Origin of the sequence: Nocardia sp. NPDC059154 (assembly GCF_042755705.1) — a bacterium.
Classification (GTDB): Bacteria; Actinomycetota; Actinomycetes; order Mycobacteriales; family Mycobacteriaceae; genus Nocardia.
The window spans coordinates 69142-90989 of record NZ_JBHZCS010000027.1 but is presented as its reverse complement, the minus strand read 5'-3'; the positions used below and the strand labels follow the sequence as shown (position 1 = coordinate 90989).

Genomic DNA, 21848 nt, shown 5'->3' with positions numbered 1-21848 from the left:
ACCCTGCCCGATTCGCCTGTGCCACCGGTGGGTTCGAGGGCGGGCACCGCCGGAAGCCGTCTCCGGGCCGCCTTCGTCACCGGCTCCGCGCCGCTGTCCGCTTCGGGAACTCCGATCGGCTCGGCCACCGTCTCGCTGAGCTGCGGCGCTGTGCCGACCTCGACCGGCTCCCGGCTCGTGATCTCCGCGTGCGTCTGGGCCCGCTCGGGCTCGGCCTCGGGCATCGGGACCGAGGCGCCGCGCTCCTCCACCGGCCGCTCGCCGACCGGCGGTTCCGGCTGCGCCATCGCCTCCGGATCATGCTGGGGCGCAGCGGGATCCGTGACGATCTCCGGCTCGGCACGCACCGCTTCGCCCTCGTGCTCGCCCATAACCTCGGCCGGTCGATCCTGGTCGGGCGGCTCGATGGGGTCGCGGCGGAGCATGCGGCGGTCCGGGAGGGTGCCGCGCCGGGGCCGGTGCTCGTCGCGCATGACGCGGGTGGACGGGGGCGGGTACGGGTCCGGCTCGTCGTGGGGGTCGACGGGAGCCGGGTCGCGGCGGGAGCCACGCCGGGTGGGCGGCGCGGCGTCGCGTTCGCGGACCGAGGGGTCGAAGTCACGTGGCATGGGTTACCCCGCAAGCGCTTTCGGAATGGTGGCGTGTTCGGGGAGGATCACCCCGCAGCCGAGCGACGCCGCGAACGCCGCCGCCTGGTAGCGGTAGCAGCGGCGGATCTTGAGGCGGGCCTGGGTCGACAGGTCGCGGGTGATGGCCTCGATGCGCGGCAGATCGCCGCGCAGGGGTTCGGTAATGGTGACCAGGGCGCCGAAGCGGGTGACGCCGTGCCCGCGGGCCTGCTCCTCGCGGGCCTGCTGGGTGGCGCCGACGCGCAGGGTGGCGGCGGCGGACACGACGCCGCGCTCGGATTGCTGTGCCACCAGGGCGTTCTTGTAGTCGTCGTCCACGATCTGGGCGGCGTCGCCGGCCGAGTGCGGGCGGTAGACGATGGTGATGCGCTTGCGCGGCACCTCCGGATTCGGCGCGAGCAGCCGCTGCAGCACCCGCTCGTCGACCGCGCCCTCGGGGGCGGTGTCCATCTCCCAGGTGACCGAGCGGCCACCGTCGTGAATGAAGTGGTCCCAGCGCTCCTCGTGCGAGACCGGGCCCGCGTCGGCCCAATCCAGGCCGTGCCCACCGGGTTCGCCCGCGGCCACCTCGAGATCGGCCTGGGCGGCCGGGTCGTAGCTGCGGCGGATGAACGAGATGATCTCGTCGGCGGCCATGGGCTGGGCGCGAACGCCGGCCTCCGCCAGGGCCGCACAGATGCCGGGCAGGCGGCGGCCGATCTCGACCGCCTCCTCGGCCGGATTCTTGCGGCGCTCCGCGGTGGTCGCCTTGAAGGTGATGGCGACCCGCGGCAGCAGCTGCACCCGCTCCTGCGGCAGTTCGGTGGCCAGCTCGTACATGACCTGCTGCGCGAGATCGGGGGCCTCGGGCCGGGTGATGGTGGAAACCTCGGTGAGCAAACGGTTTCCGGTCTCGGGCACGGTGTCGATGACCGGCACCACGGCCACGATGTCGGAGGTCTGCCCCAGCGAGGCCAGGAACGTGCCCCAAGCGCCCACCCAGCGGTCGATGACCGGCTGGTCGACGGCCTCGTGGCCCTGCGGCCAAGCGCGCAGAACGACTGTGTACTGGGCGAATTGCGGTAGGTGGATCATGCCGAAGCTGTAGCCGCCGGCGTCGATGCCCTCGTAGAGCCGCGACGGGGCCATCAGCCCGGGCAGGCGGGTGACGCCGCCCGGGATCCGGGAGAACCGCCCGCCCCGGTACACGTGCTCGCCCTTGGACCGGCCGCGCAACCAATGGAACATCATCAATCCGTTCTCGTAGCCGGAGCGGCCCGCCGTCCGCCACACCAGTGGAACCATCACGACCGTGCCGATGCCCGCCACCACGGCGGCCGGTTTCGGCCCGGCCGCCAGCGCCGTCAGCAGCGCGGTGATCACGACGGCGAAACCGACCACGGTCTCACCCCAGCGCAGGCCGAAAAGGCCGGCGCTGCGGGGCTTCTGCCACAGTCCGTACGAGCGGCGCTCGTAGGTCTCGGTCATCGTCATCGCGGGATGGTGCTCCTGCCGAGGTCGGGTGAACGGTTGGCCCAGCGGTCACCGGCCAGGTCGCCCGCGGTGGACTCGGCCTTGCTCAGCGAGGCGGTCGCCGCGCGCGCCTGCGCGACCCGGTTGGCGACGCGGGACGCGCCTGACGGTACTGCGCCGCCACCGCCTTGGGCGGCAGGACTCGCGGCGGGCGCACCGCCGCCACCACCCGCCGGGCGTGGCGAGGGTGTCGGGCGTGGCGCACCGCCGCCGGGACCACCGCCCCCGGGACCGGGACGGGGACGCCCGCCGCGACCGGGTCCGACGAATCCGGCGGCGCCGGGTCCGGCGGCACCGCGCGGGGCCACCGCGCGCGAACCGACCGCACCGAGCGCGGCGATGCCGACCAGTGTGCCGGTGGTGGCGGCCAGACCCGAACCGCCGGAACCGACGATGGCCACCGCCGGGGTCACCAGGCGCATGAGCGCCGGCAGCACGAACGCGACCGTGCACAGCAGCACGATGGCGACCAGCATGCGCTGGGCCTCGTCGGCGTCGGGCAGGTTCGCGGTGCCGGTCAGGTCGTCGGTATTGCCCGCGGTGGTGAACGCGATCATGTACACGATCGCCGCCACCGGCTTGTAGAGCATGAACGCGATGATCCAGCCCAGCAGCTTCGAGTACGAGGTGCGCCCGATCTGGGTGCCCGACGCGGCCGCGGCCAGCGGCAGCACGCCCGCGGCCACCACCAGCAGGCCCTGGCGGACGATGGCGAGCACGATCTGGGCCAGCGCCCCGAGCAGGCCGACGATCGCGATGATCAGCACCAGACCCGGCGAGAACGCCTGCAGCTTAGAGGTTTTCACCATCAGCTCGGCGATGTTCTTGGCATTGCCGCCGGTGGAGTCGTTGATGATCCACTCGGAGAACTTGTCCGAGGCCTGGGTGGCGGCCACGATCACCGCGCCCAGCATCCAGGAACTGAACACCACGCGGGCGAACATCCAGAACGATTCCGTGGCCTCGCTGACCGCGGCTCCGCGTCTGGCCTGTGCCAGTTTCAGGCCGGAGAGGATCACCGACGCCATCAGTAACAGGATCTGGACCTGATAGGTGTAGTCGTTGATCTTCGTGAAGAGCGCGCCCGCGTCACTGACGCGTTCGTTCGGGATCTTCATCCAGAACGTCAACGCCAGGATCAACGCCTCGCCCAGACCGTTCATCAGCGAGTCCACCACCTTGCCGAAGGTGGAGTCCCACGCCTTGTCGCGCACGGTGGCGGCGACGTCGTTCGGGTGGGTCGCGACATTGCCCGCCTTGCACGCGGCCGAGGCCGCGTCGCCGAGCGAGATGCCGGGCACGCCCAGCCCGTCGAGGGAGTCGTGTAATTCGTTGCAGGCCTGGTCGAAACCGTACGTCTGGCCGTAGGCCACCGTCGGGGTTGCGATCATGACGGTGAAGACGACCGCAAGGATCGTGACTAGCCGCCTCAGCATGTGGTCCACCTCTCGATGGGTCGCGATGCCATATCTGTTGTTGTCACCATCGGGTCCACCCCGCAAGCGAATCGACGTATTCGGTTTGCGCGGTCTTGGAAGTCGAAGGTTTGAGCCGCCAGTCGCCGGCGTCCCAGACCATGATCAGGCGCACCGCCGCCCACAGCTGCCGGTTGTCGACCACCGGCCCGCGCACGGCCAGCCGCACGATGGCCATGTCGTCTGCGTAGTTCTCGATCTGGAAGCCGTCGGGGGCCACCAGATAGTGAGTCACCTTCTCGGGCTGCTGTTTCGGCAGCCGTTGATCGGCCAGCGCCTGGTCGTAGGCGGTGAGCTGTTCGGCGGGCACCCGCACCTGCCGGACGTAGAGCTCCCGGTCGGCCGGGCGGGCGTTGAGCCGGTAGGTGATCTGGGCCGCGGCCAACGCCGCGCCCTGCGGGGTGTGCGAATAGCCGACGGCCAGGCCGTTTTCCAGGCGCGCCGGACCGTCGGAGGTGGAGAAGGGCACGGACGCGCCGTAGACCCGCTGCCAGCCGTGGGGATCGGTGGTCCCCAGCGGGGCGGCGGTGAGCCAGTCGGCGTCGGTGGCCTTGCGCTGCTTGGACGGATCCTGCGGCAGCGGCTGGCCGGCCGTGTTGTTGGGGATGTCGACGCGCCGGCCGAACAGATCCACGTCGGGCGAGGCGAATCCGGTGGCGCCGGAGTCGGCGGTCGCCGGGACGGTCCCGTCGGGCTTGGCGCTCGGCTTGCTGTCGCCGTGCCCGAAGTAGACCACCAGGCCGGCGATCAGGATGACCGCGACCAGGGCGGCCGAGGCGATGACGCCGAACGAGACGCGGTCGCGCTCGGGCGACTCCTTCTCGCTCATCGCATGGCCTCCGAAGTGTGTGTGCCAGTGGACAATTCAGCTGCCCGTGCCCGTCAGGTCGGCAGCAGGGCCAGCGCGATCCCGCTGGCCGAGGTCGCCATGATCGCGCCCAGCAGGCTCATCACCACCCCGTGCGTCGCGTCGTTGGCGGCCAGGTCGTCGCGGAAGGCGTACCAGAGCCGGCCCGCGGCCAGGATCATCCAGGCCAGGCAGAACAGCAGCACACACCACAGCAGCCAGTCGATGAGCTGCATGATCGGCCGGATCACATCCGGCGGCATCTGCTTGTAGGCCAGCACGGCGTCCATCGCTGGCGCAACCAGCGCGGCGGACATTAGGTGATCACTGCATTCATGATCGTGCCCGCGCTCGTGGCGACGATTCCTCCGATCATGGCCCCTGCCACCATCTTCGGCGACTCCAAACCGCCTCCTGTCCATTTCTCCCAGGCGAACCGGCCACCGGCGTAGGTGATGCCCAGGATTCCCGACAACAGAACGAACCAGGTGAAATACCGAACCAGTTTCAGCAATTTGTCCGACGCGGGCGGTGCCTCGGGGGTCGGATTCCCGACCTGGGCGAGGATCTGGCCGTACGCGTCGTGTACGGCGAGGAGCATGCTCATTGTCTGTCCTTATCCAAAAGCGAACTGCTAGTAACAATCTCGCCGATGCACGGCCCGGCCGTCCAACCGGCGACGACAACTCCTTCTACTGACTGCCCTGCCACCTTCCCTGGGGACCGGGCAGGTCCCCGCAACCGGGAACTCATTCCCGCACAACACAATCCGTCGGCGTCCATGATCACTCCTCCCGGTCCGGGAACTGGGGGCGGGGGGCGTCGAGCGCGTCCTGCACGGCGGCCACGATGCCTACGCCGAGCTCCCGCACGTCGGACGTAATCTCTTCCAGCGGATCGGATTTGCGCTTGCGCTGCTGCGGCACCGGGTCGCCGGGCGACCACACCGGCAGCTCATCGGCCTCGACCAGGGTCCATTCCTCGTGCCACGGCAACTGCCACACCTGACCCGCCAGCGAACCGACCACATCGCGGTAGCGGCGGATCTCGGCGGGCAGCCGGCCCGGCCGCGCGGCCACGGTGATCAGGCCCAGCACCTCACACGGACCGGCCAGCCCGGCGTGATGCTGGCGCAGCAGATCGTGGGCGCGGGTGAGCCCGGCGATGGTCTCGCGCGCCACCAGCACCACGAACGGGGACTCCCGGTCGAACACGCCCGGCCAGCGCCGATACGAATCCGCCGCCGGCGCAAGCACATGCGAGAGCGTCGTCGCGCCCGTGCCCCCGTGCACGCCGAGCAGCCACACCAGGGGCGCTCGGCCGTCGCCGGGTACGGGTCGGTCCCAGATCGGTGCGCGGCGGGATTCCGGCGGCGGCACCACACCGGCCGCCAGAGCGGCCTCGGAGGCGGATCGGCGTTCCTTCATGGCTGCGGTCATGATGCCACTCCAGCAAGCAGGCGGCGATACGCGCGGCGTGTCTCTGCGGCCAGGTTGCTGTGCCGCACCAACTCTCCGCGTGCGAGGTGTGCGTCATAGGGTATCTCGACGATCTCACGGACCCAGCCGTCCAGATGCTCCCGCAAATGCTCAGCGACCCGAGAATCGCTGCCCGGCAACTGATGTGACACGACGATGGTGGTGTCGCCGACAATGCCGTCGCCCTGACCCTCGCCCTGCCCGCCGAACTGATCGTCGAGCCACTCCAGCGTCACGCGCAGCCGGTTGGCCGCGTCCACCCGCGCCGGAATCGACAGCACCAGCGCGATATCGGCGTCCTCGAGCAGCGGGCGCAGATGCCGGCTCGCGATCGGATTGCCGCCGTCGTAAACCGGGGTGTACCCGGTCTCGCCGAGCGCGCGGGCGACGGTCAGGTAGGTGGCGCGCCGGCGCAGCGGGGCGGGATCGCGCCACAGCAGGCCGATGCCGGAGGTGGCGCGGGAGAGACATTCCTTGAGCGGCGCGGCCTCTTCGTCGCCGCGGCCGTAGAGCCAGGCCTGCAGACTGATCGGACTCAGGTGCTCGTCAGCACCGCGCAACGCGAGATCACTGCCCGCGAAAGTGCCGTCCACAGCGACGGTTTGGGCGCCGGCGGCGCTCATCTCCCCCGCGATGCCGAGCGTTGTCGTGGTGGTGCCCGCGCCGCCGCAACCACCCACCACCAGAATCGGGCGCGGCGCGGGACCGGCCTCGCCGGAGTCGCCGCGGCGCTTGCGCAAGCGCATCACCGGAGCCTTGGAACGCGCGGCACGGCCCGTCGATTCGCCCTCTTCGGGTTTCTCGTCGAGCCAGCGGCTCCAGTCCTGATCCATTGTCTCCGCTCTCCTCTTATCCGGCCGGAATGCCCGCGGCGGGTCCATGGTCGCCGATGATCGCGGGGGCCGTCATTTCGTTGTACGCCGCCGTGACGGCGATCGGGCCGGAACGGGGTCCCGCCTCGAGTGTGCCGATGGATTGCGCAGTGCCGCCGTGGGAATTCAGCACATATAGAGCAACTCCACCGGCAATGGCTAGCAAAACAATGGCAACGATCAGGAACGCGACGGCGAAAAACCGCCGCCCCGTTATGCGCTCGGCCGGCACGGCCGCACGGTCGGCGACCGCGTCGAGCAGTTGCGAGGCCCTGTCGAGCGCTCTCGGAGCGCGCTCGCCGGTCGATGCCGCACCGGCTTCGCCACTCCCCGTGGGGAATTCGACGACCGTGCTGCCGCGGTAGCGCAGCGGCGGTGCGTAGGAGGCGCTCTCGCCGGAGTCGCCCATCCAGTCCGACCAGGCCCCGTCGAAGTGGTTGCGCCGCAGCACCGATTCGGGCACGGGCGGAATCTCGAGCTCGGGTTCGTCGTGGATGTAGTGCGGGTAGCGGGCCGGGCCCTGCTCGTCGGCGAACGCCGAGTCGGCGACGAGCCGTTCGGGGGCCGGGGCCTGTACGTCGAGTTCCAGGGCGGGGTACCAGCGCGACACTTTTTTGTACGACTTCAACATTCCCGCTGCGGGCACGTCGCTCGGCATCGTCTGACCCTCTCAGCGGTCGGTCGTGGCTGACGGTGTGTTGTCGTCGGTGATCGTCGGTACTGTGCAGCCCGCCGTCGTCGCGTCGCCACGGGCGGCGCGCACGAAACGGTCCCGATCGGAAATTCTCTCGCATGAACAGGATTCCAACGACTCGACGCGCCGGACGACACTCCGTTCAATCCGCGCGCGCGTGCGAGTAGCAGGGTTCGCGACATCGTGTGAACGCCACGCCGACGGGGCGGTCTTCCCTGTGGACGAAGCAGAATCTACATTAACAAGACCAAGAATTTTGGAGGTTTTGTGAAGACAGCAGACATTGCCGCGGTTGTGACCGGTGGCGCGTCGGGACTCGGACTGGCCACCGTGCGGGAACTGCACGCGGCCGGCGCGAAGGTCGTTATCCTCGATCTTCCCTCGTCCGACGGCAAAGCCATCGCCGAGGAACTCGGTGAGCGCGTGGTGTTCTCGCCCGGTGACGTGACCAGCGAAGCGGATGTGACCGCCGCGCTGGACGCCGCCCAGGAGCTCGGCACGCTGCGAATCGCGGTGAACTGCGCGGGAATCGGCAATGCCATCAAGACGGTCGGCAAGCAGGGCGCGTTCCCGCTGGAGTCCTTCTCCAAGATCATCAACGTTAACCTGATCGGAACGTTCAACGTCATCCGCCTGGCCGCCGAGCGCATCTCGGCGGTCGAGGAGGCCGACGGCGAGCGCGGCGTCATCGTCAACACCGCGTCGGTCGCCGCCTACGACGGCCAGATCGGCCAGGCCGCGTACTCCGCCTCCAAGGGCGGCATCGTGGGCCTGACCCTGCCGGTCGCCCGTGACCTGGCCTCGTACAAGATCCGCGTGATGACCATCGCGCCGGGTCTGTTCCACACCCCGCTGTTCGCGACCCTGCCGCAGCAGGCCATCGACGCCCTCGGCGCGCAGGTGCCGCACCCGTCGCGCCTGGGCGACCCGGCCGAGTACGCGGCGCTGGTCCGCCACATCGTGGAGAACCCGATGCTCAACGGTGAGGTCATCCGCCTCGACGGCGCGATCCGCATGGCCCCGCGGTAATCAGCAGGGCCACGCGGTGATCAGCACGGCCACACGGTGATCACCGCGGCGATCACCTGGTGACGGCACCGGCGCGGGCACTCGCCCGCCCGGTGCCGTCGCCGTTTCCGCGCAGCGCGAGCAGCTGCCGGGTGTGGCCGGGGATTTCGACATCGATCAGGCCGATGAACAGATTCCGCAGGGGCATGGCCTGATCCAGCAGCAGTGCGCCCGCGGAGAGCAGGCGGGTTGGCACCGGGCTGTCCAGTTCCGCGTCGCTGAGCGCGGGCCCGCCGAAACCGCACAGCATCTCGGCCTGGCGGCGCAGGCGTTCGCGCAGGCCGGGGAAACCGCCCGCGAGATCGACGACGCGGTCGATGGTCCAGGTGTCGAGGGCGAGGCGATTGTCGTAGGTGGCGTGCTCCCCCGCCGCCACCGCCGACGCGGCGGCCATGGTGGCGGCGGTGACGAGGGAGACGTGGGCCAGGATCCGCTCGGCGTTCCACTCCCCTGGTGGAGGCGGCAGCGGCGGGCCCGAATCCGCCACGGCGGCAGCGGCTTCCAGCAGGGTGTCGTAGACCTCGCGCAGCGCGGTGGCGTGGAACATCAGGCGTGGGCCTGCGACATTTCCCAGGGCGCCTGCGGCAGTACGGCGCCGGTCTCCAACAGCGACTTGAGGTTGGCCAGCACGGCGGGCCAGCCACTCGAAATGCCCTGTAGCATTTCCTGATTCGGCAGGTTCTCGTGGGTGACGGTGAGCCGGACGATGTCCTGGTGGGACTCGATGAGGAAGGTCACCACCGACGGGGCGCGGTCCGCCCCGATCGAATCCTCGAAGGTGAGGACGAGGCGGCGGGGCTCGTCGACCTCGAGGACCTTGCCGACGACATCGATCTTGTCCGAGCCGTCGACGCGGCGGTGCTCCCATTCCGAACCGGGCTGCCAGTCGGACACATTCGCGTGTCCCCAGTACTGCGCGGTCAGGTCGGCGTCGGTGAGGGCCTTCCACACCTGCTCGGCGCTGGCGTGGATGTAGGTGACGTAGACGTAGTTCGGCACGGTGGCGGTCATGGCGTACTCCTCTGCCTGGTTTTTGACGGCGCGCAGGACATCCAGCCGGGGGCGATCGAAGACGGAGATCCAGCGCTGTTCGATGTCGTGAATCGGGGTCGGATTGATGTAGTGCACCCGTTCGCGACCGCGCCGCAGCACGGTGACGAGGCCGGCCCGCTCCAGGATGTCGAGGTGCTGGGTCACCGACTGGCGGGCCATCTCGACCCGTTCGCACAGTTCGCGCAGGGTCTGGCCATTGTTCTCCCGCAGCCGGTCCAGCAGCAGGCGGCGGGTGGAGTCGGCCAGGGCCTTGAAGACCGCGTCCATCTCGGGTTCGGGTTGCACGGGAAAATTATGCAGGCATTTACCTGCATAAGTCAACGCCCTACCGCCGCGCCCAGCCGGACGGGCGGCTCGGCACCCCCTCTTACGTGGGAATTTCGTTCTCGGACATGACAATCCGCGCATTCACCGTCAAGATGTTCAACGGCCCTCGGCCAGAACTGACATCGTTGTCTCAGCAGCGCCCGGTGTTTCGCGGCGCGGACAGGAGCGCCCGTGGCGACGCCGCAGACCTCGGACCCCGTCTCATCGGTGATCGTGGAGACGATCCGGCCGGCGCGCATCGGGACCAGGCTCGCCCATCCGATGCTGCGCACCACCGTGCAGCAGTTCCTGCGCGCCGGAGCCTGGGTCGCCGACCTGGGCCCGCGTCCCGCGCACCTGGTGTTCCGGATGACGCGGCTGTCCGAGCAGCCCGCCCGGGTGCTCGGCACCCCGCGCGGCACCCGCCGCGAACCGGTGCGATTCGAGCACTGCGATGCCGAATGGCTGTGGAGCGCACCGGTTCCCGATCCGCGGGTGGACCGCGACGCCGCGATCCTGTACCTGCACGGCGGCGCGTTCATCGCGGGCGGGCTCAACAGCTACCGCCGCCACACCGCCCGCCTGGCCGCGCTGAGCGAGCTGCCGGTGCTGACCGTCGACTATCGGCAGCTGCCCGACGCCCACCCCAACGAGAGCCTCGACGACGCGCTCACCGCCTACCGGCACCTGCTGGCCGAGGGGTTCCCGCCCGAGAAGATCGTCGTCGCGGGCGATTCCGCGGGCGGCGGACTGGCGCTCCGGCTGGCGCTGACACTGCGCGAGCTGGGTCTGCCGCTGCCCGTGGCACTGTCGGTGACCTCGCCGTGGGCGGATTTCGACTCCGCCGCCCGCCTCGCGCATCCCAATGCCCGCTACGACGCGGTACTGCCCGCGGTCGGCCCCGACATGGTGGTGCGCCGCGGTATCGCCGTGGACGGCGAGCTGGATCCGAGCTGGTCGGTGGTGAACCACGATTTCACCGGTCTGCCACCGATTCTGCTGCAGGTCGGCTCCCGCGAGATGCTGCTCGCCGACGCGCTGGCGGTGGCGAAACGCGCCGAGGCGGCGGGTGTCCCCCTGCGCCTGCAGGTGCGGCCGAGCGCCCCGCACACCCTCATCCACCTGGGTGCGGACCTGCTCGCGGACGGCCGGGACGCCGCCCGTGACGCGGCCGATTTCCACCGTGCGATGATCGATCCAGGTCGCCTCGGCCGCAGCGCCGCCTGATCCGCACCGGCGGTCCCGACCCTCCGATCCGAGAGGCTCCGATGTCCCAGCCCGCCAATGCTTCTCAGCCCGCGATCCTCGTCACCGGGGCAGCCGCCGGTATCGGCCGCGCCATCGCCGCGCGGTTCGCCCGGGAGGGCTGGACCGTCGGCCTGTACGACATCGACGCCGACGCGGTCGCCCGCACCGCCGCCGAGATCGGCGGGCGCACCGTGACGGGGGCCTTCGATGTCACCGACCCGGCGGGCTGGGATCGGGCGCTGAAGGACTTCGACGACGCGACCGGCCGGCTGGACCTGCTGGTCAACAATGCGGGCATTCTGGTCTCCGGGCCCTTCGGCGAGATCCCGGTGGAACGCCAGCACCGCCTCGTGGACGTGAACATCAAGGGCGTCCTCAACGGCTGTCACGCCGCCCTCCCCTATCTGCGCCGCACCTTCGGCAGCCGGGTCATCAACCTGGCCTCGGCCTCGGCGCTCTACGGTCAGCCCGGCCTGGCGACCTACGGCGCGACCAAGGCCGCGGTGCGCAGCCTGACCGAGGCCCTCGACCTCGAATGGCGGCACTTCGGCATCACGGTCAGCGATCTGCTGCCCCTGTTCGTCGCGACCGACATGATGACGGAGGTGAGCCGCGGCTCGAAATCCGCGATCACGCTGGGCGTCCACCTCACCCCCGACGATGTCGCGGAAGCGGTGTGGCACACCGCAACCGGACGCCGCCCGCTGTCCGGCCCCCACGTCCTGGTCGGCCTGCAGACCAAACTCACCGCCCTCGCCACCCGCCTGTCCCCGCCCTTCGTGACCCGGGCGGTGGTGGGCTGGATCAGCAAGGCAGATTCGCTGCGGTAGTGCCTGACTGCGGTAGTGCCTCAGAGCGCGGCCAGGTCACCCACGATGAAGATGACCAGGCCGGCCGTCATGGTCACCGCGCCGGCCAGGCCGAGCGGCGCGGTGCGGGCCTTGTCGGCGAATTCGTCGCCGACGCCGGTGAGCCAGTTGATGGTGTCCTTGGCGGCGATGAAGATGCCGCTGGCGACGACCAGCCAGGCGGCGGTGATGTTCCAGCCGCTGGACAGATCGGACAGGCGGGCCGCCCAGACCAGGCCGAACAGGATGACGCCCTGGAGGACCGCGCCGACATGGGTGACGGTCAGATAGCGGGGCGTGGGCGGGTTCCCCTCGCGGATGCGCAGCGCGATCATCGGATAGCCGAGCAGGGCCCCATAGGTGAGGGTCAGCAGTCCGCCGATGATGAGGATCTTGTCGGTTGCCGTCATGGCGACCCCTTCCGGATCCGTCCACGATAGGAGCCGAATCACCTGGTCGCGGGCGTTCAGGGGAATCGATGCCCGACCTTGACCTCGTCGGCCGGGGCGGCGTGCGCATCACGTGACCGGCAGTGCGGGCGCGATGTCCGACTCCGGCGTGCCCGGCTGCGCGGCGGTCCGCGCGGGCGGTGCGGCGCGCATCGGCCAGCCCGCCGAAGGCCGAGCCGTTGAGCCGGAAGAAGGTCGATTCGAGGTTCCCCACCGGCGAACCCAGCACCGCGGCAAGGATATTCAGCTCCGGGGCATAGCTCGACGCGAGCTCGGCGGCCCACATCGTGGCCAGACCGCCGCCCGAGTACCCCCACAGCGCCACCGGCGAATCACCGGGCCGCGCCAGGAAATTCAGGGTGGCACGCAGGCCGTCCAGGGTGCGGTGGCCGGGCTCGCGCGGGGCCCCGAACCGCCCCGCGGTCCCGGTGTGGTCGGGCACCGACACCACCCAGCCGCGAGTCAGGGCGTGCTCGACGAGCAGCAGCTCGAACTGCGGAACCGCGCCCAGCGCCCGCGCACCGCGACGGAACGCATACGACGGCAGGCACTTCGAGGCGACGGCGTCGATGGCGCATTGACAGCAGCGGTTGCGGATGGTCGTCCCGCGGCGGCCGCGGCGCCCCGGTCGGATACGCGATCATGCCAATCCCCTTTCGGCCGACGGTTATCCGGTAGCGGTCCGCGCGCTCGTCTCGGTCCGGGACGCCAGCGCGAACCGCAGTTCGCTGCGGCGGGCGACCGCGAGTTTGCGGTACACCCGCGTCAGGTGCTGCTCCACCGTACTGGTGGTGATGTTCAGGGCCTCGGCGATATCGCGATTGCGCTGACCGAGCGCGGCCAGTTCGGCCACCCGCCGTTCGGCCGGGCTCAAGGCGTCGAAACCGGTGTCGACCAGGGTTTCTCGCGCGGCCGGCACCGGGTCGACCTGCAGCCGGGCCAGGAGCGGTTCGGCCCCGCAGATCTCGGCGAGTCGCGCCGCCTCCCGCAGCGGGGGCCGGGCCCGGTCCGACTCCCCCAGCGCCCGGTAGGCGTTCCCGAGATCGGCGAGCACCGTGGCCAATTCGAGTTCGTCGCCACCCGAGCGGGCCAGCGCCGCCGAGCGGCGCAGCAGCGTCACCCGCCGCAGCGGATCGCTGGTCGCGGCGAGCAGGCGCAGCGACACCCCACCGGTGTGGTGCTGCTCGGCTCCGCCGATCAGGTCGAGGTGCCGGGTCACCAGATTCCGCACCTGCCGCTGCTGCCCGGATACCAGGCCGGCCGCGGCCAGGTCATTGCGCCACGGCGCCAGCCAGGCGAAGTCCATGTCCCACTCGTCCATCAGCCGCCCGCACCGGCGGAAGTGCCGCAGCGCCTCCTCGGGCCGACCGGTGGCCAGGCAGTGCTCGCCGCAGGCGCGCAGATAGCCGAGCGCGAAACGGGATTCGAACATGGCGCGCGGCATCGGCCGCTCCAGCTGCGCGGCGGCCTCGGCGTGCCTGCCCTGTGCGGTGAGCGCGCGCACCAGCACCGCGACCGCCCGGCCCAGCCACACCCCGAGCTGCTCGGCGGGCAGCAGATTGAGTGCCGTCAAGGCATGTCCGGCCGCCTCGACCGGATTTCCCTTGCGCAGCAGCGTCTCCGCGCGCGCCGAGGCGAACAGCGCCTGCCAGGTCGGGGCGCGGCGCGCGGTGGCCTCGGCCAGCAGGGCGGTACACCAGGCGTCGGCGGCGTCGAGACGATCGGTGTGCAGCAGGCAGTCGACCGCCGCCACCAGCACCTCGACGGTGGCGGGAGTCAGCCGATGGTGTGCCAGGATGCGCTGGGCCGCGGCGGCGGTCTCGGCGGGTGAGCGCTGCTCCCACAGTCCCGCCAGCAGTGCGGCGGCCTGCCGGTGGGGTGAATCACGGTCCGGCGACGGCGATTCCGGGCCGGAGCGGGCGCGAACCAGCCACGGATGCCGTTGCGCCTGCACCGGATGCGTGTAGCGCAGCCACGCCCCGACGAATTCGAGCCGATCGGCCGCCGCCGCGTCCGTGCTGCGACGCAGCTGGACCAGCGCGTGATCGGCGTGCAGGACATGACCGTGCCACAGCATCTGCAGCACCGTCATGGGCAGCTCCGGATACGGCACCCGCCCGGTGCGCAGGGCCGCCTTGAGCCGGCCGAAATTGCGGGTGCGGCACGACGGGTTGATCCGCCACTCCACCGCCACCAGCCGGGTCGCGATGGCGGCCCGCTCGTCGGCGCGTCTGCTGGCCCGATAGGCCAGCTCCAGATAGGTTCCGGCGCTGTCCAATTCATCGGCGTCGAAGGCGCGGTCGGCGACCTCCAGGAGCACCTGCGCCGCCCACGAGCCGCGAGCGTCGCCCGCCTCGACCAGGTGCCGGGCCACCGTCGCCGCGGGCAGGCCCTCCCGGAACAGCAGTTCGGCCGCCCCGGTGTGCAGGGCGCGCCGATCCTCGTCGGGCAGGTCGCGCAGCACCGGGGCCGCCAGCTCCGGGTGCGGGCGGCACTCCCCCACGATCAGCCCGGCCGCCGCCAATTCCGTGACCACCGCACGGGTCTCGTCGAGTTCCGTGTCCAACAGCGCCGCCACCCGGCCCACCCCCGCGGCAGCCCCCAGCACCGCCACCGCGCGCGCGACCCGCAGCCGCTCCGCGTCCGCCGCGCTCACCTGGGTAGCGACCGCCCAGCTCGTCCTGGCGCCGGCCCCCACCGGCATATCCCCTCGGTCCCGAGCGACCGACCGTGCCATCTGACGTCCCTTTCACCGATCGGGATGCGCCCGACTGACAGGCGTGGCACGGCGAGCTTCGGTGTGCTGGAGCGGCATCATTGCAGCGAGGGCGCGTGGGCGCCCAGGATCAGCCGGGGGCACAACGGTTTCGAAATGTACTGCCAAACAGTGTATTTCACATTCGCCTAGGAGGTGGTGACGAGCGCTCGCGGGCGATAGACCAGGGCGGCCGCCGACGTGTCGTCCACCGCCAGGAACACCACCGCGCGCGCCTCGTCGAGCATGCCCTGGGTGGCCGCGCTCAGATACGCGTGCACCGGACCCGCGGAATACGGGTCGCCGACGAACGGGTCGATCCCGGCGACCGCGACCGAGGGCACCCCGATCCGGTAGGCCACCCGCTCGCGGAAGCCGGGGACGGGGGCCGGGGCCAGCAGTACCGCGCCGCCGGTGGCGAAGTCACTGGGCTCCAGTCCCTCACCGGCCAGGCATTCGCGCAGCGCGGCCTCGGCCAGCGCGAGCGGGTCCCCGGTCTCGGTGCGCACGGTCAGCGCGGTGCGGCCGCCGGTGCCCGCCGCATCCAGGTCGGCCCACGCGGTCGGGGTGAGCGCGCCCGGGGTCTCGGTGGTGTAGATGCGGCCGAAACCGCCCGCGCTGTCGGAGGAATGCAGCAGGATGGCCGCACCGCTGGCGGCGTACGGGAAGTCCTCGCGGTCACGCTCGGTGGACGGGTGGGTGTCGCCGGCCACGATGAGCGCGTACTCGACATCGCCGAGACCGGTGAAGCACTGGGCCGCCATGAGCGCATGCACCACCCCGGTGCCGCCGTTGAGCAGGTCGAAGGAGAACGCGGGCACCCGCCCGGTCGCGTACTCCAGGCCCACCTCGAGGCGCTTCTGGATCAGCGCGGCCACCGCGGGCTCGGCGATATTGCTGTCCCGGAACACCCCGGCGTTGACCACCAGGCCGACCCGGTCGGCGGAGACCTCCGCCGCCGCCAGCGCCTGCGCGCCGGCGCGGGCGGCCAGCTCGAAGTAGCTGCCGGTGTCGGCGTCGGTGCAGACGGCCGCGGAAACGATTGCGGTGCTCATGGATTCAGGCCTCCAGCCGGGAGATGGTCGCGGCGAGGTGCCCGGAGACCACCCCGGATGCCTCGGGGATCAGCAGCACCTTGGAGCCGCGCGGAATCCGGCCCTGCGCCAGGTGTTCGCGCAGCACCAGGAAGTGCGAGGTGGACGCGGTATTGCCGTATTCGGCGTAGACATTGAGCGCCTGCGGCATCGGGGTGTCGAAGTGCCGCTCGGTGAGCGAGCTGATGTAGTCGATGGCCGGGCCGCTGAACTGGTGGTGGATCCAGTAGTCGTACTTCTCGCTCTCCCAGGCCCGGCCGGTCTCCAGCAGGAAGTCGGCCATGCGTGAAATGCCCTGCAGGAAGCGGGATTCGCTGGCCAGGGCGCGGTTGTCGGTGTACATGGCGATGCCGGTGGTCTTGTCGCTGGGCATGCCGATGCAGTGCTCGGCGCCGGCCGAGGTGGTCATGAGCTCGATGTAGTGGATCTCGTCCGCGTCGTCGCCCTGGTCGTCGACCACCACGGCCACGGCCGCGTCGCCCACGGTCAGGGCGGCGAACTGCGGATCGTAGGGCTGGGAGATCTCGCGGGTGGCGGTCTCGGCGATGGGGGTGATCTGCTCGCCGCTGACCACCAGGCCGCGGCGCACCACACCGGATTTGATCATGCGGTCCAGCACCAGTACGCCGGTGATCATGCCCGCGCAGGCATTGGACAGGTCGAAGTGCAACGCCCGGCCCGCGCCGATGGCCGCACCCAGCTGGGCGGCGAAGGACGGTGCGAAGCAGTACTGCCCGGGCGCGGTGAAGCGGGTGATCGACACCGAGATGATGACGTCCAGGTCCGCGGCCGCGTAGCCGGAGCGGGCGAGGCAGTCCTCGATGGCGTTGCGCGCCAGTGCGAACGACGATTCGTAATTCTCCGGATCGCTATTGTGCACACGCCGGTTCTTGATTCCGGTAATTCGTTCCAGGTCCAATGCCCTGGGTACCGAAAGGCTGTTGATCACGTCCTCGGTGGAACGGATGGTCGTGGGTGTGTACGCACCGATCGATTCGAAGCGTGTACGCATGTGACCCCCTGCTCTCTGGACTGAGTGCGTCCGGTCGAATGTGGCTGCGGCGGCCGCAATTCGGTGTCCCCCGAGCCGGCCCCGCTGATATCCCGTAGCCCCGATGCCAAGTGAAACGCTACCGTACCCACCGGTAGACGAGTGCCCCACGCGCCTCACCGATCACAGTGCGATCGAGCGATTTTCACAGCGTAATCGCTGGAAGTAAGTGGTGCGCACGCCGATCGGCGAATGGTCGCCGAGTCACCCCGTAGGGGTGGAATAGGGGGTTACGAAGAACCGGTGTCGGTACCCGGGGACACACTAAAACTGTTGTATATCAAACGAATACGGAGCGCCACGCCTAGCGGTCCGACATCACCCCGTGTAGCCTCACCGATACATTCCTCGCATTCCTCGACAATTCACTGGGGGAAGTGTGTCGCATTCCTTGCCCACCATTTATTGGCGCGCTCTCGATCGTTTCAGCGATATCGTCGCCGCCCATCCCGAACGGAAGGCGGTGATCTATGCCGACGGCAGGAATCGGGACGGCCTGCCCGATTACCGCCACCTCACCTACGCCGAACTCGACGCGTGGTCGGACACCATTGCCGAGCGGTTCGCCGAGGCCGGCGTCACCCGCGGCGTGCGCACCATCGTGCTGGTGCGGCCGGGACCCGAGCTGTACGCCGTCCTCTACGGGCTGTTCAAGATCGGCGCGGTGCCGGTGGTGATCGACCCGGGCATGGGCATGTTCAAGATGCTGCGCTGCCTGCAGGCCGCCGACGCCGAAGCCTTCGTCGGCGTCACCGAGGCGCAGGCGCTGCGCATCGTGTTCCGCGCCTACTTCCGCAAGGTGCGAATGGCGGTCACGGTCGGGCGCTCGTGGTGGCAGGGGCCCACCCTCGAAAGCTGGGGCCGCACACCGGCTTCCGCGCTGCCCGAACGCGAGCCCGCGCCCGATGACGAACCGCTGCTCATCGCGTACACCACCGGCAGCACCGGGCCCGCCAAGGCGGTGGTGCTCACCCACGGCAATCTCAGCGCCATGATCGACCAGGTGGATGCCGCGCGCGAGCACGTCGCGCCGGGCACCTCGCTCATCACCGCGCCGGTGGCGGGCATCCTGGAGTTGCTGCTCGGATCCCGGTGCGTACTACCGCCGCTGATTCCCTCCAAGGTCGGGGCCACCGATCCGGCGCACGTGGTCGACGCGGTGCAGCGGTACGAGGTGAAGACCATGTTCGCCTCCCCCGCCGTGCTGATCCCGCTCCTGCGGCACATCGAGCAGACCGGGGCGGCGCTGCCGAGCATCGAGAGCATCTACTCCGGCGGAGCGCCCGTCCCGGACTGGTGCATCGCCGCGCTGCGACAGGTGCTGCCCGAGCCGGCGAAGGTGTACTCCGGCTACGGCGCGACCGAGGCGCTGCCCATGGCGACCATCGAATCCCGCGAGCTACTGGGCGATCTGGTGGAGCAGGCGCACACCGGGCACGGGGTGTGCGTGGGCGCGCCCGCGCTCCACGTGCAGGCGCGCATCATCGCCATCACCGACGATCCGCTGCCGGACTGGTCGGACGCGGAGGCGCGGGCGACCGATCTGGCGGCGTCGCGCGGGATCGGCGAGCTGGTGGTGTCCGGGCCGAATGTCAGCCCCCGCTACTTCTGGCCGCAGGCGGCCAACCGGAGCGGCAAGATCGCCGAGGGCGAGGTGATCTGGCATCGCACCGGAGACCTGGCCTGGATCGACGACGCCGGGCGCATCCGCTTCTGCGGGCGCAAGAGTCAGCGGCTGGAGACGGCGAGCGGGCCGATGTTCACCGTGCAGGTCGAGCAGGTGTTCAACACCGTCGAGGGCGTGGCCCGTACCGCGCTGGTGGGCGTGGGTGCGCGCGGGGACCAGCAGCCGGTGCTGTGCGTGGAGCTGGCGCCGGGGGCCGACCGGGCCGCGGTCGAGGACCGATTGCGCGGGCGGCGCGACGAATTCGACATCACCAAGCCGGTGGCGGAGTTCCTGTTCCATCCGCGGTTCCCGGTCGACATCCGCCACAATGCCAAGATCGGCCGCGAGAAGCTGGCGGTCTGGGCGGCCAAGCAGCTCGACGGGTAGGGCCGCAGCATGAGAAGCCCGGCGCCGCAGGTGGTTCCGCTGGTCACGCGATTTTGTTTCCTCGCCGGGATCGCCGCCCGATTGTATCTGCTGGCTGGACTGATCGCCGCGGTGGCCGGGCGCGCCCCGTCGAATCCGGCGCTGCGGCTGCTGTGGTGGGCCGACGCGGCACTGTGCGCCGCGGATCCGGCCACCCGCATACCGGTCAGCATGGCCGCCGACGAACTGGCCAGCCGGATCGGCTGGGGCACCGCGGCGCTGACGCCGCTCCTCGGCCGCGTCCGGCGACGCGACCACACACTTCTGGAGGCATCGTGAAAGCAGCAGCATCGTGAAGGCATTGGTGACGGGGGCCTCCGGCTTCCTGGGTGGCGCGCTCACGCGCCGGCTGGTGCGCGACGGGGACCACGAGGTGGCGATTCTGGTGCGGCGCACCAGCAATCTGCGGGACCTGGCCCCGGTGCTCGACCGGGTGGAGCGGGTGGTTGGCGATCTCGGCGACCCCGACTCGCTGGAACGCGCCGTCGCCGGGGTCGATGTCGTGTTCCACAGCGCGGCCCGCGTGGACGAGCGCGGCACCCGCGCCCGCTTCTGGGCCGAGAACGTCGCCGCCACCGCGCGATTGCTGGCCGCTGCCCGGGCGGCAGGCGCGCAGCGGTTCGTGTTCATCTCGAGTCCGAGCGCGCTCATGGACCGTGACGGCGGCGACCAGATCGATATCGACGAGTCGGTTCCGTATCCCCGCCGCTACCTCAACCACTACTGCGAGACCAAGGCCGCCGCCGAACGCCTGGTGCTGAAGGCGAATACGCCCGGATTCACCACCTGCGCGCTACGGCCGCGGGCCATCTGGGGTGCGGGCGACCGATCCGGGCCCATTGTGCGGTTGCTCGAACGGGCGGCGGCCGGGACCCTGCCGGATCTGTCGGCCGGGCGCGAGGTGTACGCCTCGCTGTGCCATGTCGACAATATCGCCGAGGCCGCGGTCAGGGCCGCTGCCAGCGAGAATGTCGGCGGCAAGCCGTATTTCATCGCCGATGCGGAGCGGACCGACGTGTGGGGGTTCCTCGGTGACGTCGCCGCGGACCTCGGCTATCCGCGGCCCGGCCGCAGGCTCGATCCGCGTGTGGTGGCGCTGGTGGTGTCGGTGATCGAAAACCTCAGGCGGGTACCGTATCTCGCCGATCACTGGACGCCGCCGCTGTCGCGGTACTCGGTGGCGGTGATGACCCGCTCGGGCACCTACGACACCTCCGCGGCCACCCATGATTTCGGATATCGGCCCGTAATGGATCGCGACACCGGCATGACCGAACTGAAATCCTGGATCCGCAGCGGGGAGGTGATCGCCGGATCCACCCGCTGACCAGCGCTCGGACGCTCCCCTCAAAAACTTGTGTTACGCGCGGTACCGGCTAACATGGCTGGTACCGCGCGAGGGTGAGTCGGTGCTGACGGCCCTCGAGGCCGCAGACGCAGTGCAGCACCGCTACTCAATGAGGAGAGCGCCCGATGCCGGAGTTCGACTATCACGGCGTATCCGTCGCCTACGATCGCGCCGGGTCCGGGGATCCGATCCTGTTCCTGCACAATATCGGCGGTGACCGGCGCATCTGGGTGAACCAGACGCGCGCGCTGGCGGCCACCAACACCGTGTACGCGCTGGATCTGTTCGGCTACGGCGACTCCGACTCACCCGCGGACGGGTACACCGTCGACAACTACGTGCGCATGGTGTCGGAGTTCATCGACACCCACGGGCTCACCAATGTCACGATGGTCGGCAACTGCTTCGGCAGCGCGCTGTCGCTGCTGTACGCGCGCCGCAATCCGCAGAATGTGCGCGCCCTGGTGCTGTGCAGCCCGCTGACCGCCGCCACCCTGCGTCCCACACCGACCGGTTGGACCGCCCGCACTGCCGCGCACCTCCCGCTCGACTCTCTCGCCGGCGCGATCCGCCTCCCGGGCCTGGCCGCGAATCTCGTGGTCCGTGAACAGCTCGGCCCCCGCGGCCGTGGCATGGCCGCCTCGACCTTCACCGGTCTCCGCCGCCGCTGGAGCGAACCGCGCCGCCTGCTCCCGCCCGCCGCCATCGCCCGCGACCTCCCGAAGCTGGCCGTCCTCGACGACTTCCGGCCCGCTCCCGGCTTCCCGCCCATCACCACCGTCTGGGGTGCCAAGAACCACATCCTGTCCGCCGCCGCCGGCGCCCGCCTCAACACCACCCTGTGCCCGTCCGAGGCCATCGAACTCCCCGACTGCGGTCACCTGGTCATGCTGGAGCAGCCCGAAACCGTCACGGCCGCCATCCGTTCCGCCACCCGCACAGCCCTGGCGGGCTGAACTCGCCCAGCACCCAACCCCCGCTCCGGCACGGACGCCCGGTGTATCCGCCGAACCCGGCGTCTCGAGAGAA

The 21848-nt window shown here is 70.3% G+C and carries 21 protein-coding genes and 1 pseudogene; 7 read left to right on the top strand and 15 right to left on the bottom strand.

Features of this window, described 5'->3' with window-relative positions; all coding sequences use genetic code 11:
* Positions 1 to 611: 611 nt before the first annotated feature.
* From ACFXN1_RS23605 to ACFXN1_RS23570, 8 genes are all read right to left on the bottom strand, one after another.
* Complete coding sequence (locus tag ACFXN1_RS23605) at positions 612 to 2102, bottom strand: SCO6880 family protein (protein WP_379395035.1); 1491 nt, start codon at positions 2100 to 2102, stop codon at positions 612 to 614.
* Entirely contained in the window at positions 2099 to 3577 is a 1479-nt protein-coding gene (locus tag ACFXN1_RS23600) for a hypothetical protein (RefSeq protein ID WP_379395037.1), read from the bottom strand. Before ACFXN1_RS23600 ends, ACFXN1_RS23605 begins: the two co-directional genes overlap by 4 nt.
* 43 nt (positions 3578 to 3620) lie before the next feature.
* Positions 3621 to 4445, bottom strand: a complete 825-nt coding sequence (locus ACFXN1_RS23595; RefSeq protein WP_379443076.1) for a hypothetical protein — start codon at positions 4443 to 4445, stop codon at positions 3621 to 3623.
* A 53-nt stretch (positions 4446 to 4498) separates the two neighbouring features.
* Positions 4499 to 4780 (bottom strand): hypothetical protein, encoded by a 282-nt coding sequence (locus ACFXN1_RS23590; RefSeq protein ID WP_354837264.1) that lies wholly within the window; start codon positions 4778 to 4780, stop codon positions 4499 to 4501.
* On the bottom strand, positions 4780 to 5070 hold the full coding sequence (locus ACFXN1_RS23585; protein ID WP_213556317.1) for a hypothetical protein: 291 nt from the start codon (positions 5068 to 5070) through the stop codon (positions 4780 to 4782). Before ACFXN1_RS23585 ends, ACFXN1_RS23590 begins: the two co-directional genes overlap by 1 nt.
* Positions 5071 to 5248: 178 nt before the next feature.
* A complete protein-coding gene (locus ACFXN1_RS23580) occupies positions 5249 to 5902 on the bottom strand; it encodes a hypothetical protein (RefSeq protein ID WP_379443078.1) in 654 nt (217 codons plus the stop codon).
* Positions 5899 to 6774 carry a MinD/ParA family protein gene (locus tag ACFXN1_RS23575; protein WP_379443079.1) on the bottom strand — a complete coding sequence of 292 codons (876 nt, stop codon included), beginning with the start codon at positions 6772 to 6774 and terminating at the stop codon, positions 5899 to 5901. Before ACFXN1_RS23575 ends, ACFXN1_RS23580 begins: the two co-directional genes overlap by 4 nt.
* Before the next feature lie 16 nt (positions 6775 to 6790).
* Positions 6791 to 7471 (bottom strand): hypothetical protein, encoded by a 681-nt coding sequence (locus ACFXN1_RS23570; RefSeq protein ID WP_379443081.1) that lies wholly within the window; start codon positions 7469 to 7471, stop codon positions 6791 to 6793.
* 303 nt (positions 7472 to 7774) lie between these two features.
* Here ACFXN1_RS23570 and ACFXN1_RS23565 point away from each other — a divergent pair, with 303 nt between their 5' ends.
* Entirely contained in the window at positions 7775 to 8536 is a 762-nt protein-coding gene (locus ACFXN1_RS23565) for a 3-hydroxyacyl-CoA dehydrogenase (protein ID WP_354837256.1), read from the top strand.
* Positions 8537 to 8588: 52 nt separating this feature from the next.
* Here the strand turns inward: ACFXN1_RS23565 and ACFXN1_RS23560 are convergent, their stop codons facing one another.
* On the bottom strand, positions 8589 to 9122 hold the full coding sequence (locus ACFXN1_RS23560) for a hypothetical protein (protein ID WP_379443082.1): 534 nt from the start codon (positions 9120 to 9122) through the stop codon (positions 8589 to 8591).
* Positions 9122 to 9895, bottom strand: a complete 774-nt coding sequence (locus ACFXN1_RS23555; protein WP_364613085.1) for a metalloregulator ArsR/SmtB family transcription factor — start codon at positions 9893 to 9895, stop codon at positions 9122 to 9124. The genes ACFXN1_RS23560 and ACFXN1_RS23555 overlap by 1 nt, the downstream gene beginning before the upstream one ends.
* A 231-nt stretch (positions 9896 to 10126) precedes the next feature.
* On the opposite strand from ACFXN1_RS23555, the gene ACFXN1_RS23550 reads away from it, so the two are divergent.
* Together ACFXN1_RS23550 and ACFXN1_RS23545 are read left to right on the top strand one after the other, a co-directional pair.
* Positions 10127 to 11161, top strand: a complete 1035-nt coding sequence (locus ACFXN1_RS23550) for an alpha/beta hydrolase (protein WP_379443084.1) — start codon at positions 10127 to 10129, stop codon at positions 11159 to 11161.
* 41 nt (positions 11162 to 11202) lie between these two features.
* The gene (locus ACFXN1_RS23545) at positions 11203 to 12012 is read left to right on the top strand and encodes an SDR family oxidoreductase (protein ID WP_379443086.1); all 810 of its coding nucleotides are present in this window, start codon (positions 11203 to 11205) and stop codon (positions 12010 to 12012) included.
* A gap of 20 nt (positions 12013 to 12032) precedes the next feature.
* Here ACFXN1_RS23545 and ACFXN1_RS23540 read toward each other — a convergent pair whose 3' ends face one another.
* The 5 genes and pseudogenes from ACFXN1_RS23540 to ACFXN1_RS23520 form a co-directional block, all read right to left on the bottom strand.
* Complete coding sequence (locus ACFXN1_RS23540; protein WP_379443087.1) at positions 12033 to 12440, bottom strand: hypothetical protein; 408 nt, start codon at positions 12438 to 12440, stop codon at positions 12033 to 12035.
* A gap of 196 nt (positions 12441 to 12636) precedes the next feature.
* Positions 12637 to 13059: pseudogene (locus ACFXN1_RS23535) on the bottom strand (lipase family protein); the annotation flags it as partial.
* A gap of 87 nt (positions 13060 to 13146) precedes the next feature.
* Positions 13147 to 15183 carry a LuxR C-terminal-related transcriptional regulator gene (locus tag ACFXN1_RS23530; RefSeq protein WP_379443089.1) on the bottom strand — a complete coding sequence of 679 codons (2037 nt, stop codon included), beginning with the start codon at positions 15181 to 15183 and terminating at the stop codon, positions 13147 to 13149.
* A gap of 200 nt (positions 15184 to 15383) precedes the next feature.
* Positions 15384 to 16289 carry a hypothetical protein gene (locus tag ACFXN1_RS23525; protein ID WP_379443090.1) on the bottom strand — a complete coding sequence of 302 codons (906 nt, stop codon included), beginning with the start codon at positions 16287 to 16289 and terminating at the stop codon, positions 15384 to 15386.
* Positions 16290 to 16293: 4 nt separating this feature from the next.
* A complete protein-coding gene (locus ACFXN1_RS23520) occupies positions 16294 to 17340 on the bottom strand; it encodes a 3-oxoacyl-ACP synthase III family protein (RefSeq protein ID WP_379443092.1) in 1047 nt (348 codons plus the stop codon).
* Positions 17341 to 17770: 430 nt separating this feature from the next.
* Between ACFXN1_RS23520 and ACFXN1_RS23515 the strand changes: the two genes are divergently transcribed.
* The 4 genes from ACFXN1_RS23515 (at position 17771) to ACFXN1_RS23500 (ending at position 21775) form a co-directional block, all read left to right on the top strand.
* A complete protein-coding gene (locus ACFXN1_RS23515; RefSeq protein WP_379443093.1) occupies positions 17771 to 19432 on the top strand; it encodes a fatty acid CoA ligase family protein in 1662 nt (553 codons plus the stop codon).
* Positions 19433 to 19441: 9 nt separating this feature from the next.
* A complete protein-coding gene (locus ACFXN1_RS23510; RefSeq protein ID WP_379443094.1) occupies positions 19442 to 19750 on the top strand; it encodes a hypothetical protein in 309 nt (102 codons plus the stop codon).
* Between the two features lie 13 nt (positions 19751 to 19763).
* Complete coding sequence (locus tag ACFXN1_RS23505; protein WP_379443096.1) at positions 19764 to 20798, top strand: NAD-dependent epimerase/dehydratase family protein; 1035 nt, start codon at positions 19764 to 19766, stop codon at positions 20796 to 20798.
* A gap of 146 nt (positions 20799 to 20944) precedes the next feature.
* The gene (locus ACFXN1_RS23500) at positions 20945 to 21775 is read left to right on the top strand and encodes an alpha/beta fold hydrolase (RefSeq protein WP_379395067.1); all 831 of its coding nucleotides are present in this window, start codon (positions 20945 to 20947) and stop codon (positions 21773 to 21775) included.
* Positions 21776 to 21848 lie beyond the last annotated feature (73 nt).

Coding starts and splice junctions, on each gene's coding strand:
- ACFXN1_RS23520 (WP_379443092.1), bottom strand. CDS start 17,340: ATGCGTACACGCTTCGAATCGATCGGTGCGTACACACCCACGACCATC.
- ACFXN1_RS23530 (WP_379443089.1), bottom strand. CDS start 15,183: ATGCCGGTGGGGGCCGGCGCCAGGACGAGCTGGGCGGTCGCTACCCAG.
- ACFXN1_RS23570 (WP_379443081.1), bottom strand. CDS start 7,471: ATGCCGAGCGACGTGCCCGCAGCGGGAATGTTGAAGTCGTACAAAAAA.
- ACFXN1_RS23540 (WP_379443087.1), bottom strand. CDS start 12,440: ATGACGGCAACCGACAAGATCCTCATCATCGGCGGACTGCTGACCCTC.
- ACFXN1_RS23605 (WP_379395035.1), bottom strand. CDS start 2,102: ATGACGATGACCGAGACCTACGAGCGCCGCTCGTACGGACTGTGGCAG.
- ACFXN1_RS23585 (WP_213556317.1), bottom strand. CDS start 5,070: ATGAGCATGCTCCTCGCCGTACACGACGCGTACGGCCAGATCCTCGCC.
- ACFXN1_RS23595 (WP_379443076.1), bottom strand. CDS start 4,445: ATGAGCGAGAAGGAGTCGCCCGAGCGCGACCGCGTCTCGTTCGGCGTC.
- ACFXN1_RS23600 (WP_379395037.1), bottom strand. CDS start 3,577: ATGCTGAGGCGGCTAGTCACGATCCTTGCGGTCGTCTTCACCGTCATG.
- ACFXN1_RS23545 (WP_379443086.1), top strand. CDS start 11,203: ATGTCCCAGCCCGCCAATGCTTCTCAGCCCGCGATCCTCGTCACCGGG.
- ACFXN1_RS23560 (WP_379443082.1), bottom strand. CDS start 9,122: ATGTTCCACGCCACCGCGCTGCGCGAGGTCTACGACACCCTGCTGGAA.
- ACFXN1_RS23510 (WP_379443094.1), top strand. CDS start 19,442: ATGAGAAGCCCGGCGCCGCAGGTGGTTCCGCTGGTCACGCGATTTTGT.
- ACFXN1_RS23500 (WP_379395067.1), top strand. CDS start 20,945: ATGCCGGAGTTCGACTATCACGGCGTATCCGTCGCCTACGATCGCGCC.
- ACFXN1_RS23555 (WP_364613085.1), bottom strand. CDS start 9,895: ATGGACGCGGTCTTCAAGGCCCTGGCCGACTCCACCCGCCGCCTGCTG.
- ACFXN1_RS23580 (WP_379443078.1), bottom strand. CDS start 5,902: ATGACCGCAGCCATGAAGGAACGCCGATCCGCCTCCGAGGCCGCTCTG.
- ACFXN1_RS23590 (WP_354837264.1), bottom strand. CDS start 4,780: ATGTCCGCCGCGCTGGTTGCGCCAGCGATGGACGCCGTGCTGGCCTAC.
- ACFXN1_RS23525 (WP_379443090.1), bottom strand. CDS start 16,289: ATGAGCACCGCAATCGTTTCCGCGGCCGTCTGCACCGACGCCGACACC.
- ACFXN1_RS23575 (WP_379443079.1), bottom strand. CDS start 6,774: ATGGATCAGGACTGGAGCCGCTGGCTCGACGAGAAACCCGAAGAGGGC.